Source organism: Desmonostoc muscorum LEGE 12446 (assembly GCF_015207005.2).
Taxonomy (GTDB): domain Bacteria; phylum Cyanobacteriota; class Cyanobacteriia; order Cyanobacteriales; family Nostocaceae; genus Nostoc; species Nostoc muscorum.
In genome coordinates, this window is record NZ_JADEXS020000001.1 from 5,541,524 (window position 1) to 5,556,481 (window position 14,958).

Consider the following 14,958-nt stretch of genomic DNA (forward strand, 5'->3'; position numbering starts at 1 on the left):
GCTCAAAGCTGGAGACAAAAGAATCATCAAATAAGGGCTAACTTGGGTAAAAACCTAAATTCTGCCCAAGTAATGCAATCCTAAAATAGTGCCTACTCCTAAGACATGACCAAAGGCGGTAGTTGCTAATAAAGCAGGTAAACCAAAACCACCGAAGAAATTGGCTGATGGTAGTCCTGGTTCTGCACTAGGATACTTGATGGTAGATTTGCCAAAGGCAATGGCGACTATGTTTGCGAGAATCATAGTCAGCCCAACTACAGGACTCCATTCCAGGGGGGCGGTTGCAGCAGCGAGTAAGGTTGAAGTAAACACCTGATTTGCTCCTGAAATTTATTAATGATTGAACATATAATCTGAAAATTCCCGAAGCCAATTCAAGAAAACACCCGATTTTGCATCAATATTTAACACTTATTCTTACTACTTAATATAATCTGCCCCATCTCACGTCTTTTTGCCGCTGCGATCTGATTAACGCTAAAATAGAATAGTACATTTGAACGACTATGATTAATCAATTAGTCGTGATGTGGAGTAGAGTATGCAAACAGCCAAGCCTCTAAAAAATAATTGAAAAAAGCTGTAATACATGTCATTTAGATGACAAATATATTTGCATTAAACGACACATAAATTTCACGGATTGCTACTCACTTACGTAATAGTAGAAAGTCTGCACTGATACAACTCTAATTTTGGCGAGTTGCTGTCAAAGCCTGCTCAGAACAAAATAAAGTTTTTGTGATTACGAGATTAAACAACCTGAGCGATATGAGTGCGATAACTAGGTCGGGCTACGCCTACGCATTAATTATCTAGATTTGACAAATTTTAGTCAATAATGGCTGTCAGAGCTACGTCATATGCCAAAGTGAAGTAGAGGTGCCAAGGCGCAGCCCGCGGTAGGCATCCCTCTAAAGATAATTTAAACTCAAGATGATAGTGATTATTTCCAGCTTCTGTTATGTCCTCAACTCTTGATTCTTTGCCACCTGCACTTGCTAAAATTGTCCAGCGCTTTCAACGCGCTTCCGAACCGAAGCGACGCTACGAACAGCTAATCTGGTATGCTCAGAAGCTTAATGACTTCCCAGAAGCTGATAAATTACCTGATAATAAAGTTCCTGGTTGCGTTTCTCAAGTTTATATCACAGCAACCCTGAATGATGCTAAAGTTGTCTTCCAAGGCGATTCTGATTCTCAGTTAACCAAAGGATTAGTAGGGCTTTTGGTTGAAGGATTGAATGGACTAACCCCAACTGAGATTGTGCAACTTACTCCAGATTTTATTCAAGAAACAGGTTTAAATGTTAGCCTTACACCTTCCCGTGCTAATGGATTTTATAACATTTTTAAAACCATGCAAAAAAAAGCCTTGGAATGCAAGTTAGATGTAACTAATTAATAGTTGGGTATGGGGTATGGGGAGAAATGACAAATGACAACTGACAAAGGACAAAATTTAATCTAATGTCAACAAATTTATTATCTACCTCTGCTGCTGTCGGATTTGGTGGAGTAGTTCAAGAATATTTCTGGAATTGGGAAAACCAGCAATTGCGCGTTGTTTATGAAACCCTTGGTAAAGGTTCACCGCTATTGCTACTACCGGCTTTTAGCAGTGTTTCGACGCGTTTGGAAATGGGCGAAATTGCTAGATTATTAGCTCCCAATTTTCAAGTTGTAGCCTTAGACTGGCCTGGTTTTGGTGAATCTTCTCGCCCTAGTTTAAATTATCGACCCCAAATATATCAGCAATTTCTGGAAGATTTTGTCAACGCGATTTTTAATACTTCAATTACTGTAATGGCGGCTGGTCATGCGGCTAGTTATGTATTAGAATTAGCTCGGAAACAGCCTGCTGCATTCTCACGAATTGTGTTGTTAGCTCCTACTTGGCGCGGTCCTTTGCCGACAATGGGGGCAAGTCAACAGATAGCTGGTATGGTGAGAGAATTAGTGCGATCGCCTATACTTGGTCAAGCTCTCTACAAACTCAACACTACCCCATCTTTCTTAAATTTTATGTACCGCCGTCATGTCTTTACTGACACGGCTAAACTGACACCCAGTTTCATCGAGAAAAAATGGCAGACAACTCAACAACCAGGAGCGAGATTTGCTTCTGCTGCCTTTGTAACCGGTAATCTCGATGCTGTACACCAGCAATCCGATTTTCTCAAACTTGTACAGTCTTTAACGGTACCATTGATGGTGGTAATTGGGGAATCCAGCCCTACCAAATCACGAGAAGAAATGAACACTTTGGCTGCATTACCAGGAGTAAGAAGCGCCGTCATTCCTGGTTCTTTAGGACTGCATGAAGAATACCCAGCAGATGTTTTAACAGCAGTTCAAGATTTTTTGTTCTCCCCATGAAATTGAACAACAATTGAAAACTACAAATATCTGCAACAAATTAATCGACTGTGGGGGCGTACAGCTGTCATTAGTGTCAACTTAATCTGAAACCCTTGTCAAGACGTGATATTCAGTTTTACCACCACTCTTCGCGTCACCCCACCCCGGTTTTGTCTAAAGCCAAAACCGCCCCTCCCCTTGCTAAGGGGAGGGGTTGGGGGTGGGGTATAACGTCTGGGGGACAAGGGTTTGAGCTTAAGTTGAGACAACTGTACAGCTGTACGCCCCTACAACGCATTTGTAGCAAGCAGAAATTTCGTGAAATGGTTTTAGTTCAAGCTACTACGAGCAATTTTTCGCCAGCGAGAAACAGAAAGCCCCAGTAAGCCAACTATACCAAGACCAAGAACAGTTGATGACTCAGGTACCGTCTTGACTTCAAAATCAAAACTGAACGTGCCAGACTCTTTAAAGGGAATGGCGTTATTACCACTACCTAAATCCACGAGTTTGAAGGTTGCAGAATAAGTTCCCAGTGGTGCGGTAGCATCAGTCCAAAAGGTAGGCGTAAATGAAAAATCATTACCGCTACCGATTGTGTAAATATCACCGACTGATTTGAGAATATTAGCGCCTGCTGCATCACCAATACTTAATCCATCGCTAATTGAGGCTAATTGTAAACCAATAGTTGCACCTTCAAGCGATCGCTGCCAACGACCATTAGAGCTACCAAACAGATACTGGTTGTCTAGTTCTGGAGAAGTTTTTAAAGAAGCTACAGGTTCTATCCTCAGATTGCTATATTCCTTGTTTGTTGGCGTACTAATCAAGCGGCCGCTATAAATCCCAGAACCAGGTAACAAAGTTAGCGGCGGTTGTCCTGAATAAGACTCAGGAATTCGGTTATTTGTATTGGTTGAGTTAATGGTGAGGTTATCTAAAGACCCTGAGTAACTATAAGCACCAATACTATGGAAATGGCTAGATTCGGGTGTGTCTTCATTCCTGTGGGCATATAGTAAAGTCAAACGATTGTAGTTAGGATTTTCCAAGCCTGCGTATGTCCCTGTAGACAGAATCTCAAAACCATCTAACCCAATATAAAATCCGGTTTCTTCAGAATGATTATGAGTATCATCAGCCTGTGCTGGTGCTAAAGTGGTAGATAAAACCAGCGGTGCAGCAATCAAAAAGCTGACTGCAATAGACGTAAATGCTTGCCCTGTTTGATTTACTTGCTTTTTTGAGCAAGTAGTATTTCTGGAAACCACCACGCCTCTCCATCAAAGTATAATTTAGATAATGATAATGATTATCATAAAATTTTCCAGCTTGTCAAGGTGCGATACTGAAAACTATGTTCACCAAAGATTCTGTTTTTCTAATTTGTTAATATTTATTACTGATTACACATGCATAAAAATAAAATGTTTCTTGATGAAATTACAGCAGATTTCCAGGAAAATGAAGTACACAACAATTCATTTGCTAGCAAGGTATAAAGCCGCCTTTACTTCTGAATTCTGTTAGCGCAGTGGGGCGAACGCGAACAGCGTCTCGTAGAGAAGCCCATTCTGACTTCTGAATTCTGTCGTATGTAATTATTTTGCACAAACCCAAAACAAGGCAAGTTCGCACAAAAAAATAAAAACAATTATCATAGGCGATAACGATTATCCATAAGGTGAGACAAAAGGAATTTAGAGTATGGTGGCTGACGTAATCACAAATTCAGTTCCCGTTACTGTTCTTACAGGTTATTTGGGAGCAGGTAAAACGACTCTACTTAATCACATCCTCACCTACGAACACGGCAAAAAAGTTGCTGTGATTGTCAATGAATTTGGGGAAGTGGGCATTGATAATCAACTAATTATCGATGCCGATGAAGAAATATTTGAAATGAATAACGGCTGCATCTGTTGTACAGTGCGCGGCGATTTAATTCGCATCATTGGCAATTTGATGAAGCGCCGAGATAAATTTGACCATTTAGTAATTGAAACAACTGGATTAGCTGACCCCGCACCAGTAATTCAGACATTTTTTGTTGATGAAGACTTGCAAAGTCAACTATCTTTAGATGCCGTGGTGACAGTCGTAGATGCCAAGCATATCTGGCAGCACTGGGATGCAGACGAAGCCCAAGAACAGATTGCCTTTGCCGATGTAATTTTACTTAATAAAACAGATTTGGTAGCGCCAGAACAATTAGACGAATTAGAAAAGCGAATTCGGTCAATGAATGCTATGGCAAAAATCTACCGTACCCGCAACTCTGAATTAGAAATGGATGCTTTATTAGGTGTAAAAGCATTTGATTTAGATCGGGCATTAGAAATAGATCCAAATTTCTTAGGAGAAGATGCCCACGAACATGATGAAAGCGTTTTTTCTATAGCTTTAGTAGAAAAAGGTGCAGTCGATGGAGAAAAATTAAACGCTTGGCTTTCTGAATTACTGCGTACCCAAGGACCAGATATTTTCCGGATGAAAGGCATATTAAACATTGCTGGAGAAGAAAATAGATTTGTGTTCCAAGGAGTGCATATGATATTTGATGGGAGACCCGATCGCCCCTGGAAACCCAGCGAAACTCCGAAAAACGAACTAGTATTTATCGGTCGCAACCTTGACGCAGAGAGACTTAAGCAAGATTTTCTTGCTTGTTTGGTATAAAAAGGGATTGGGGACTGGGGATTGGGTACTGGGGATTGGGAAGAATTCAGTCCCTAGTTCCGAGTCCTGAGTTCCCAGTCCTTAATCCCCAGTACCCAGTACCCAATAAATATGAACTCCACAACCAGCAAATCTAAGGAATTTGAACAATACTATTCAGGGACACTTGCAGATTATATAACTGCGATCGCTTGGTCACCCCAAGGTCAAACTTTAGCAGCAACTTCCGCAGCCGGAGAAGTAGTACTGTGGAATGATGGTGAACTGACAACCTTGCAAACTGGTCACGGTAAATCAGTAGATTGCCTTGCCTTTTCTCCAGATGGGAAATTTTTAGCTGTCGGTGGACAAGATGGACAAGTCAAAATTTGGCAGGGCACTGAATTAATCGCCACATTAGAAAATGCGCCTGCATGGGTTGACAAACTAGCTTGGAATTACACGAGTAACCAACTAGCTTTTAGTTTGGGGCGTTATGTGCAAGTGTGGGACGCAGATACTCGTGAAATTGTTGTCACATTGAATTTCGATAACTCATCAGTTTTGGGTATCGATTGGCGCATTGATGGCGAGTACCTAGCCATTGCTGGTTATCAAGGAGTCAAGATTTGGCACAGTCAAAACTGGGATGAGGAACCATACATCTTAAATACCGCTACCGTCAGCCTCGCAATGGCTTGGTCACCCGATGGTAAATTCCTCGCTTCTGGCAATATGGATCGTAGCGTCACCGTTTTGGAATGGAACAATCCCGATCCTTGGGTGATGCGGGGTTTCCCTGGTAAAATTCGCCAATTGGCATGGTCACAAGCTACTACGAAAGTGGGTGCGCCAATACTAGCATCCTCTAGTGTTGAAGGTATTGTGGTGTGGGAAAAGTCAGAAGATGATACCTTAGGTTGGGAAGCGCGAGTTTTAACTAATCATGTGGATGTGATTAATGCGATCGCCTTTGCACCTAAAAGCTTCCTTCTCGCTTCTGCTGGTGCTGATGGCTGGCTGTGTTTATGGAACGAAGCCAACGAAGTATCCCAAATAATTACAGGTGTCTCAGGAGGCTTTTCTAGCTTAGCTTGGCATCCCCAAGGCAAATTACTAGCCGCAGGCGGTGAGAAAGGCGAATTAGTTATTTGGTCAAAAGTTTTGCCAGGTTAGGGATTTGGGCGTGATTAAGAGTGGGGAGTGGGGAGATGAGGGGGATGAGGGAGCAGGGGAGGCAGGGGAGGCAGGGGGGAGGCAGGGGAGGCAGGGGAGGCAGGGGAGGCAGGGGGAGAATAACTTTTACTCCTAACTCCTAACTCCAAACTCCAAACTCCTAACTCCTCATGCCCAACTCAATTATGATCGTGCTGGTAGCGGCTGAATCCTGGGCCGTAGGTTGCTAGAAGATTTTGTGGTGAAAGGGCAATTTCTGGCACTCCTGTGCAAACAATGGTTTGATTCAGGCAAAGCACGCGATCGCAATGACGGCTTACCATATCAATATCATGGGAAACTTGCAATACTGTCCAACCCTCTTCCCGCTTTAATTCATTTAGCAAAGCGTAAAAATCTGCGGCACCTTGTACATCAACCCCAGCAAAGGCTTCATCTAGTACTAACAATTTCCGTTGTTTCACCAAACAATAAGCCAACAACACCCGCTTCAACTGACCACCGCTAAGAGTACCAATAGCTTGATGCTGTAAATGATAAGCATCAGTTCGCCGTAAAGCTTCTGTTACTGCTAACGATTTTTCTCGGTCTTGTCTTTGCAACTTTGATAAAAATGAATCTCCCTTTTTCCCTTCACTTGTCCATCCTAGTCCCACCAATTCCTTAACAGAAATCGGAAAGCTGCGGTCAAAAATGAAGTTTTGCGGCATATAGCCCAACAAGTGACGTAAACGCCCCAGCTTCGCAATTGGACGATCTAATATTTCAATCGTACCAGCACTTCGAGGTATCAAATCTAAAACGGCTTTTATCAGAGTACTTTTACCAGCACCATTGGGGCCAACTATAGCTGTATCTGTTCCTGACAACAATTCAAAGGAAACATCTCGTACAGCTAGATAACTGCCTTGATAAACAGTTAATCCTTCTACTTTCAAAATAGCAATATTATTAGTCATTGGGCATTGGGCATTGGGCATGGGGCATGGGGCATTGGGCATTTGTAAAGGACAAAGGACAAATGACTAATGACAAACCTATTTACACGACGTTTCTATAGTTTGTAAGTTAGCTTTCATCGCTTGGAAATAATGCTGTGGATCTGTTTGTCCAGTTTCCAGAGAATCCAAAGTACGCAAACTTAACTTCAAGTCTTTTGAAAGACTAGTCAGCAATTTATTATCTACTCCAGGTTCGCTAAATAAGGCTTTAACTTTGTACTTTTTTACAGCATTAATTGCATTTTGTACATCCGTTGGTGAAAGTTGATCTTCGGGAATTTCTACCACAGCAACTTGCTTGAGGTTGTAGCGTTTGGCTAAGTATGGAAACGCATCATGAAAGGTCACGAAGGTGCAACTTGGAGTTTTTTGTAATGTCTGCTGAAATTCGCTGTTTAAACTGTCTAATTCTTTAATATAAGCCGCAGCATTAGCTTCATAAGTAGCTTTATTCCCTGGGTCAGCAGCAATTAACCCATCCCGAATATTGGTTACTTGCTGTTTTGCCAAAACTGGATCTAACCAAACGTGAGGATTACCTTGGGCGTGTTCGTGGTCATGATCTTCTTCGTTTTTATCCGTTTTCACAACAGGTGAAATTTCATTTAAGGGTTTAATACCAATACTTGCATCAATTTCAGTTAATTTGGAATTTTGGGCATTTTTGACAGTATCTTTCAAAAATTCCTCCAACCCTAAACCATTTTTTACTAATACATTGGCTGTGGCGATCGCTTTGACATTTTCTGGTGTCGCTTGGTATTCATGTACCTCCGTACCAGGTGGCACTAAAATTTCTACATCTGCTACATTTCCAGCTACCGCCTTGGTAAACAAATATATCGGCAAAAATGTCGTCACTACTTTAGTTTTTCCCGGTTGCGCTGTTGGGGTAGACGCAGCCTCCTGTGCTTGTGGTGACTGTTGGATAGTTGTTCCTTGATTCTGATTCGATTCGCTACAGCCAGCAGCCATTGACAATATTAGCAGAGCAATTAATGACACAATGCCGTTTCGTTGTCTGCCTATTCTAAATCCTCTGCAATTCCCCATCACGGTGTTTTCTCCCCAAAACCAATGCTTGCTGTGCCTTTGCCACAATTTTTGTTGACAATGATACTTATTCTACATCTTATACTATAATAATTCTCATTCTCAATCAAAAAAGACTTAGTATTTCAGTATTAACAGTGTAAATAATCACGATTAAATCTTTTTTTAACAGGACACTTCTGCAAGTAAGTTTTCCCAAAATAATTAGGATTTCTTGATATTTTGTGTTAAAAAGCTTCCATGTTTCTGATAAGATTACTGACGAGTTTTTAATAAAATGTGCTTTCAAAAAAGCGCGGTGTGAGTGCGAATTGTAGATAAGTGTGAGGAGAAAAATGCAAAAATTTTGTCAATATTTGCTAGTTAGTCCAGCAGTATACAGTGCAATGCTATTTCTTAGTACTGCTGCATTTGCAGGTGAAACATCCGGCACTTCCCAAATCAATCAACCAGAAGTTTTAGCTAGTCCAAACACCAAAATTCAGAACATAGCTCAAAATCAGACAACGGCGCAAGTTACCTCAGTGTCTCAGTTGTCAGATGTGCAAACCACAGACTGGGCTTTCCAAGCGTTGCAATCGCTTGTAGAACGCTATGGTTGTATTGCAGGCTACCCAAATAGCACTTATCGTGGGAATCGGGCACTGACGCGGTATGAATTTGCTGCTGGTTTGAATGCTTGTCTCGATCGCGTGAATGAACTAATTGCCACAGCCACAGGTGATTTAGTTAACAAACAAGATTTAGCCACATTACAAAAGCTACAAGAAGAGTTTTCCGCCGAACTAGCGACACTCCGGGGTCGTGTAGATGCAGTAGAAGCACGTACATCTGAATTGGAAGCGAATCAATTTTCTACTACAACCAAACTGCAAGGTCAAGTTGTTGCTGTTGTCAGCGATGTTTTGTCAGGAAATACAGTCAACGGTGCGGAAATTACAGACGAAAACACTACTTTAGGCGTAAGGGCGCGGGTAGAATTTGTTACCAGCTTTACAGGGCAAGATACGCTATTCACTAGAATCCAAGCAAATAATATTCTCAGCCCTAACATTGGTACACCAGAGGGCAATTTATTCTTTGCTGGTGAAGATGGTACTACTAGTGCTGCGATCGATGCACTGTATTACAAATTTCCCTTGGGCAAAAAGACACAAGTCATCGCCATTGCCAATGCAGGTGCAGCAGATGACCTGACTAGTACTGTCAATATCTTTGACGGTGATGGCGCCTTTGGTGCTTTGTCCACCTTTGGTACACGCAACCCAATTTATAACCAGATAGGCGGCGCAGGGTTGGGATTGACATACGAATTTAGCGAAAAATTAGCATTAAGTCTGGGGTATTTGAGTGGTACAGCTAATGACCCTACACCCAATAATGGTTTGTTCAATGGTTCTTATGGTGCCCTAGCACAGTTGACAGTTAAGCCAAGCGATCGCATTTCTATTGGTTTAACTTACATCAATTCTTACAACCAACCACTAGCCACAGGTAGCAATGCCGCAACCTTCCAAGATATAGCAACCATCCAGAGTTTACCAGCAGAAGAAGTAGGATTTTCCAGTAATTCTTACGGTGTGCAAGCATCCATTGGCATTACTAATAACATAGTTTTAGGTGGTTGGGCTGGATACACCAACACCCGAAGCTTGAGAGGAAACCGTGGAGACGTTGATATTTGGAACTATGCCGTTACCCTTGGCTTCCCCGACCTCGGTACAAAAGGTAGTTTAGCAGGTATTATTGCGGGTGTAGAACCTAGAGTCACGAGTTCTAGCCTCGTAGGATTAGCTGAAGATGAGGATACGTCTTATCATCTGGAAGCATTCTACCAATATAAGCTCAGTGATAATATCACCATTACTCCAGGAGTCATTTGGCTAACATCCCCAGATCATAACAATGACAACGATGATGTTGTTATTGGTGCATTGAGAACCACATTCAGTTTCTAATTTTCAAAATCTCAAAATCAAGACGCAAAAGATCAGTTTGCGTCTTTTTTTTGTGTGTGATGTCAAAGCAGGAACGTGGAAGGGAAAGGTATGGAGTCAATCCAAAATCCAAGAAAAAGTTTGCTGGTCATAACAAAAAGACCAGCCTCCCACAGCTGGTCTAAAAAATATTTTTTCGCGTTGTCTTCTCAAGAGAGTTAAAACCCAATTGCGCGTTCCTAAAATGCAACGGGCAACTTTTCTTAACAATATTGTAACAGCCAACACAGATTTTTCAGAAAATTTCATCAAAAAAAGATATAAGCAAAGCTTAAAAGCCTCTATCTATAAGGAGAATTCGGTGCAAGGCAGGGTAGAGAAGGGGAGTGGGGAGTGGGGAGTGGGGAGTGGGGAGATGAGGGGGATGAGGGGGATGAGGGAGACGCGGGGACGCGGGGACGCGGAGAAAAACAAATGACCAATGACTAATGACCAATGACTAATGACCAATGACTAATGACTAATGACTAATTGCGGTTTTCCCCAAAGGATGGTCTCTTGCTTATAAATGGCAATTCCCGGTTTTGCTCCTTTGGGTTTGTAGACGTGTTTTAGCTGAGTGTATACTACTGGCACTTGGTCACTCTGACGGCCGCGACTGTAGTAAGCGGCAAGATTCGCTACGAATTGCAAATCAGCTTCTTCTGCAACAGCACCGGGTTCAAGACGTAGCAGCACATGGCTACCCGGAATTTCTTGAGCGTGGAACCAGAGGTCATAATCTCCAGCTACACGAAAAGTTAATTGGTCATTTTGGCGATTGTTGCGACCGATTAATACTTCAAAGCCGCTGGGAGTAAGGTAACGATGAAAGTTGGTGCTGGGGGCTTCATTGCTGCTGCGGTTGCGGTATTCTGGATCTTCTAGATACTTTTGCCCAATGAGTTCTTCGCGGATTTCTTCTAAAGCTTGCAAATCTTCTGGTGTTTGGTAGTTGTCAATCTGAGCGATCGCAGCTTCTACTTGTTCTAAATAGTCAATTTCTGTCTGCACTTCTAAAAGTAGCGGTTCCACAGCAGAACGAGCGCGTTTGAGTTTTTGGTGCTGTTTGTAAAGACTTTGGGCATTTTGGACGGCATTTTTATCCGGTTGGAGAGCGATCGCTACTGGCTCATTACTCTCAAAATCTGGGATAATTATCTCTTTCATCCCAGGTTCCCAGTTTTGCAGGTGAGCCATTAATAAATCAGCTTTTTGACGATATTCATCGGCTCGATCTGATTGCTGTAAGCGTGTTTTGAAGGTTTGAGCTTTGTTGCGTAATTTCGCCAAAATATTATTCAATTTCTGACTCAACTGATGGCGCAATTGGGAAAATAATTGTTGATTGAGTTGGTCAGTATAGTAACGGTTGAGTAATTCTTGGGTATTTTTGACGCTTTCTACTCCACTCCAACCCATTACTGTGTAGCCATCTTTTGTCCAAGCAGGTTGAAATTTACTTGAATCCAACGCTTGCAGCCATTCTTGCCAACGCTCAAACAATCTTTGCCAATCTTCACGTTGGAGGGTATCGGTGGATGTTTCTGGTGGGATATTTGCTGCTAACAACATTGTCTCTAACAGTGCAGCACTTAAACCACTATAACTTTTGAGTAATTGCCGCTTGATTGCTCCTGGTACTAAACTTACCCGTTCTTGCCAGCGTTCTTGAGATTCACTCAAATTAGGAATAGTCCCAGTAAGTTTTGGTGGTGTTTCGTAAGGTTGTCCGGTTTGGATGGGACGGACACTAGATTGTTGCTGACTGACTTGATGGGCAGCTGTGATTATTATATTGCTAGCGTCGGTGAGAATGACGTTGCTATACTTGCCCATAACTTCCACATACACATGATACAGGGCGGTTTCTCCAGGACGCCGAGCAAATTGTAAATCAATCACGCGTTCCCAAGGAGCGATCGCTTCAATTGCCACTAAGGCTAAACCATTGGACTTTGGACAAAAAGAAGTTTGTTCGCGAGTCACACTCGCGAACAAAAAACTAGTCATCAGAAATTACCCCAGTTATTTTACAAACTGAGTCAGACTGAGTTAAACGCCTAAAGCCTAAGAAAATTTATGCGGCTTTGACTTTAGCGAGTGTTGATTTTGACTTCTTCTTGACAACAGGATGCTTAGTTCGTTGTGTTTGAACTTGACCTTGAACTCGACCGATGGAATTTCCTCTGGTTTTGGGAGAACGAGCGGGTGTACCAATCTCTGAAATAATTCTCTGAAAATCGCGTTGCACTACACTTGGAGTGGCAATTTTATCATTGTTTTGTTCTAAATAACGCTCCCATGGCCTGGGTAAGTGTGTTGCTAACTCCCTTGCCGCCCACAACTGTACGTAAGCTAGGATTACTAAATGTATCCAATTTTCCTCATGCAAAACATCTGGAGTTTGAAACTGCGTCATCAACAAACGCTGCTTGCTAAATCGCAGCATGTGTTCAATATCAAACCTTTGTCTATAGCAATGGTTTGCAACCGTAGGTGAGATTTCTCCACGTTGCTCACCTATGACAATTAACCACATTGGTTTCCAGAGAGATTGATTAGTATCATCAGTCACATGAATTCTGAGCAGAGTAAAAGGATGACAATACATTTTTTGGTGCTTGGTTCCCCTCATCAACATTTGATGCCAAGCGAGTATGGTGATGTTTAAAAGACGACCCTTACAGGTTGTCTGCTGAATTTGTGTTGTCTCGTCGGGAGAGTGCCAAGTTTCAACATCAGCTAAATTAAACCGTTCACCGTATTTTTTTGGACAACCACGTTTTTTCTTTGACTCATCAACGGGTGGAGATTGGTAGAAAATTCGATTACTACGAACTCTGGCTATCACTACCACATTTTTGTGTTTGGATTGGTCAAACAGAAATGAACGCTGACTATAGGCGCTATCTGCTACTAAGACGCACAATTTTTCCTGCCAGGGCAGTGATGAATCAGACATTACTGAGGAAATTTGTTCACTACCCACATCAACACCAGTTTTATCAAGTGATACCCTTTCTCCTGATATTGGTATTGACCAAGGGGCGGCATTCCCAGTTTCTTTCTCTGGTAAGATAGAAAGTATCGAATAAGAATGACCAATATTAATCGGTTTGTTACCCTTGATAGTATTTGGCTGGTAAATATACCCACGTTCAGCTAAAGTCCTCGCGTAAGGACGCGGATGCGGTGTTGTATCAAGAGCGAATAAGTAAAAAGGGCGTTGTTGTGGTTGCTTAATTAACTCAGATACCACCCTAATTAAGTTATTGGGTTTTTCTTGTTCTTCTTGTTCTTCTTCTTCATTGTTCTTCTCCTGAATATTTGTATTAAATGATTTTTGAATTGCTTTATAAATAGAATTATAGCTTCTGGGAAACAAAGGACTTAAAGATAACTCCGCAATTGAATTGGCTCCCGTATTACCCGCAAGCGCATCCAACAAATCCATACAGGCGTCGCTACATGAAGAAAAACAGTTGTAAATTTTTTGTCTAAAATCTTGAAATTGCGCTATTAATTGATTGTTATTAAATTTTGGCATAGCCATCAGTATTTACCCAAAGATACTTTGTAGTTGATATTACTATTTGTTGGGGGTCTGATGGCTATGCTTTTTTCTGCTCGTCACTATAAACAAGATTAATCATTCATTTATTCGCGAGTCACACTCGCGAATAAACTTCTTTTTGTCCAAAGTCCAAAAACCACCCAATTGGTGTATCAGTTGTTGACTGAAGGTGAAGGTATCGGGAATTCGTGGTGGCGGATCGCCGATGCAAATATGTGCAGCTTGAGGATGCCAAGAAATCTCTAGCCAACCCCGCTGTTTCAAGGTGCGTAATGCTATGACAATAGTGTAGCGATCGCGCTGGTAAACTTGCTCTGTCCGTGAGGGTAGCCAGTTCGTGCGTAGTTCGCTACAAGCAGCTTTGAGGGTGGTAAAGTCAACTGGTTGCACAAAAATGAATTATTAACATTCAAACATAGATGCCCAGTATATGCTATCGTGTCTAGTTCCGACTGGCGTGATATGAAAAAGCGGTCAGTATTAATGAGCCTAACCGCATTTGTCTTTGTAGTCATGTTGTTTACTGTAAGTCTTTAACCAAACCTGATATTAGCCGCTTTTAGTACTCATACCTAACTTCATATTCGCTAGCTTCATTGATGCTGCCTACTTGTTGATAGATATCGCTTTGACTCAAGTAGATATCTTCTTGTTCTTCAACAGAAGATTCCAGCTTATGAAAATGTAACCGTATTTCTTTATTGACTGGGTTGAAAACTGTTTCTAAGTATTTCAATCGCCAGGACACTCGAAAATTGTCGATCTGTGCAAACTCATAAATCTTATCTGGCTCAAAAATTAGTTCACTCATGACGACTCTGATACAGTTTACAGTTCATTTTAGGCTGACGAAAATTCTCCAGACCCTATCTATATGCGGAGGTTTCACTTTCTTCAGTCATTTCTCTAGCTGTACCCAAGCTTGAGCTTTTTCACTTTGGAGCAGGGAAAGATGGGTGGTAGTGACGGCAATTCCATGAAGCAACATTGCCTCATAGAGCGATCGCCTGTCTGAGATGCGCCTGTTGTACCACCAGCAATCACCAATACAAAGAATGTTGAGGACATATCCACAGGCAAAATTAAATTCTCATCACACACATAATACATAAACACCACATTTGTGATGCCTATGTATTATGTGTTATTT

General features: G+C 41.8%; 13 protein-coding genes and 1 pseudogene. 5 read left to right on the forward strand and 9 right to left on the reverse strand.

Translation table 11 applies throughout. The annotated features are described in order from the left end of the window. Positions 1-54: 54 nt before the first annotated feature. Positions 55-315 carry a photosystem I reaction center subunit PsaK gene (psaK, locus tag IQ276_RS23550; RefSeq protein ID WP_190883950.1) on the reverse strand — a complete coding sequence of 87 codons (261 nt, stop codon included), beginning with the start codon at positions 313-315 and terminating at the stop codon, positions 55-57. Positions 316-967: 652 nt separating this feature from the next. Between psaK and IQ276_RS23555 the strand changes: the two genes are divergently transcribed. Together IQ276_RS23555 and IQ276_RS23560 are read left to right on the forward strand one after the other, a co-directional pair. Then, entirely contained in the window at positions 968-1,408 is a 441-nt protein-coding gene (locus IQ276_RS23555) for a SufE family protein (protein WP_193924661.1), read from the forward strand. Positions 1,409-1,473: 65 nt separating this feature from the next. After that, the gene (locus IQ276_RS23560) at positions 1,474-2,382 is read left to right on the forward strand and encodes an alpha/beta fold hydrolase (RefSeq protein ID WP_235115910.1); all 909 of its coding nucleotides are present in this window, start codon (positions 1,474-1,476) and stop codon (positions 2,380-2,382) included. A gap of 311 nt (positions 2,383-2,693) precedes the next feature. Here the strand turns inward: IQ276_RS23560 and IQ276_RS23565 are convergent, their stop codons facing one another. After that, positions 2,694-3,638, reverse strand: a complete 945-nt coding sequence (locus tag IQ276_RS23565; protein WP_193924090.1) for an all3515 family Zur-repressed PEP-CTERM protein — start codon at positions 3,636-3,638, stop codon at positions 2,694-2,696. Between the two features lie 436 nt (positions 3,639-4,074). Here IQ276_RS23565 and IQ276_RS23570 point away from each other — a divergent pair, with 436 nt between their 5' ends. Both IQ276_RS23570 and IQ276_RS23575 read left to right on the forward strand, forming a co-directional pair. Next, positions 4,075-5,046, forward strand: a complete 972-nt coding sequence (locus IQ276_RS23570) for a CobW family GTP-binding protein (protein ID WP_190883952.1) — start codon at positions 4,075-4,077, stop codon at positions 5,044-5,046. A gap of 111 nt (positions 5,047-5,157) precedes the next feature. Next, the gene (locus IQ276_RS23575; RefSeq protein ID WP_193924097.1) at positions 5,158-6,201 is read left to right on the forward strand and encodes a WD40 repeat domain-containing protein; all 1,044 of its coding nucleotides are present in this window, start codon (positions 5,158-5,160) and stop codon (positions 6,199-6,201) included. Between the two features lie 179 nt (positions 6,202-6,380). Here the strand turns inward: IQ276_RS23575 and IQ276_RS23580 are convergent, their stop codons facing one another. Together IQ276_RS23580 and IQ276_RS23585 are read right to left on the reverse strand one after the other, a co-directional pair. Then, a complete protein-coding gene (locus IQ276_RS23580) occupies positions 6,381-7,160 on the reverse strand; it encodes a metal ABC transporter ATP-binding protein (protein ID WP_235115911.1) in 780 nt (259 codons plus the stop codon). A 78-nt stretch (positions 7,161-7,238) separates the two neighbouring features. Beyond that, complete coding sequence (locus tag IQ276_RS23585) at positions 7,239-8,255, reverse strand: metal ABC transporter substrate-binding protein (protein WP_193924396.1); 1,017 nt, start codon at positions 8,253-8,255, stop codon at positions 7,239-7,241. 335 nt (positions 8,256-8,590) lie between these two features. Here IQ276_RS23585 and IQ276_RS23590 point away from each other — a divergent pair, with 335 nt between their 5' ends. Then, entirely contained in the window at positions 8,591-10,213 is a 1,623-nt protein-coding gene (locus tag IQ276_RS23590; RefSeq protein WP_193924397.1) for an iron uptake porin, read from the forward strand. A 492-nt stretch (positions 10,214-10,705) separates the two neighbouring features. On the opposite strand, the gene IQ276_RS23595 is transcribed toward IQ276_RS23590, so the two are convergent. The 5 genes and pseudogenes from IQ276_RS23595 to IQ276_RS23615 form a co-directional block, all read right to left on the reverse strand. Next, entirely contained in the window at positions 10,706-12,244 is a 1,539-nt protein-coding gene (locus tag IQ276_RS23595; RefSeq protein WP_235115912.1) for an Rqc2 family fibronectin-binding protein, read from the reverse strand. Positions 12,245-12,311: 67 nt separating this feature from the next. After that, the gene (locus IQ276_RS23600; protein WP_228043575.1) at positions 12,312-13,787 is read right to left on the reverse strand and encodes an NF041680 family putative transposase; all 1,476 of its coding nucleotides are present in this window, start codon (positions 13,785-13,787) and stop codon (positions 12,312-12,314) included. Positions 13,788-13,943: 156 nt separating this feature from the next. Then, positions 13,944-14,198: pseudogene (locus tag IQ276_RS23605) on the reverse strand (NFACT family protein); the annotation flags it as partial. Between the two features lie 169 nt (positions 14,199-14,367). Next, complete coding sequence (locus tag IQ276_RS23610) at positions 14,368-14,619, reverse strand: hypothetical protein (RefSeq protein ID WP_193924975.1); 252 nt, start codon at positions 14,617-14,619, stop codon at positions 14,368-14,370. Between the two features lie 95 nt (positions 14,620-14,714). Continuing rightward, positions 14,715-14,918, reverse strand: coding sequence for a hypothetical protein (locus tag IQ276_RS23615; protein WP_193924972.1), 204 nt, complete (start codon positions 14,916-14,918; stop codon positions 14,715-14,717). Positions 14,919-14,958: the final 40 nt, after the last annotated feature.

Coding starts and splice junctions, on each gene's coding strand:
- IQ276_RS23575 (WP_193924097.1), top strand. CDS start 5,158: ATGAACTCCACAACCAGCAAATCTAAGGAATTTGAACAATACTATTCA.
- IQ276_RS23590 (WP_193924397.1), top strand. CDS start 8,591: ATGCAAAAATTTTGTCAATATTTGCTAGTTAGTCCAGCAGTATACAGT.
- IQ276_RS23570 (WP_190883952.1), top strand. CDS start 4,075: ATGGTGGCTGACGTAATCACAAATTCAGTTCCCGTTACTGTTCTTACA.
- IQ276_RS23615 (WP_193924972.1), bottom strand. CDS start 14,918: ATGTATTATGTGTGTGATGAGAATTTAATTTTGCCTGTGGATATGTCC.
- IQ276_RS23600 (WP_228043575.1), bottom strand. CDS start 13,787: ATGGCTATGCCAAAATTTAATAACAATCAATTAATAGCGCAATTTCAA.
- IQ276_RS23610 (WP_193924975.1), bottom strand. CDS start 14,619: ATGAGTGAACTAATTTTTGAGCCAGATAAGATTTATGAGTTTGCACAG.
- IQ276_RS23585 (WP_193924396.1), bottom strand. CDS start 8,255: ATGGGGAATTGCAGAGGATTTAGAATAGGCAGACAACGAAACGGCATT.
- IQ276_RS23555 (WP_193924661.1), top strand. CDS start 968: ATGTCCTCAACTCTTGATTCTTTGCCACCTGCACTTGCTAAAATTGTC.
- IQ276_RS23595 (WP_235115912.1), bottom strand. CDS start 12,244: ATGACTAGTTTTTTGTTCGCGAGTGTGACTCGCGAACAAACTTCTTTT.
- IQ276_RS23560 (WP_235115910.1), top strand. CDS start 1,474: ATGTCAACAAATTTATTATCTACCTCTGCTGCTGTCGGATTTGGTGGA.
- IQ276_RS23580 (WP_235115911.1), bottom strand. CDS start 7,160: ATGACTAATAATATTGCTATTTTGAAAGTAGAAGGATTAACTGTTTAT.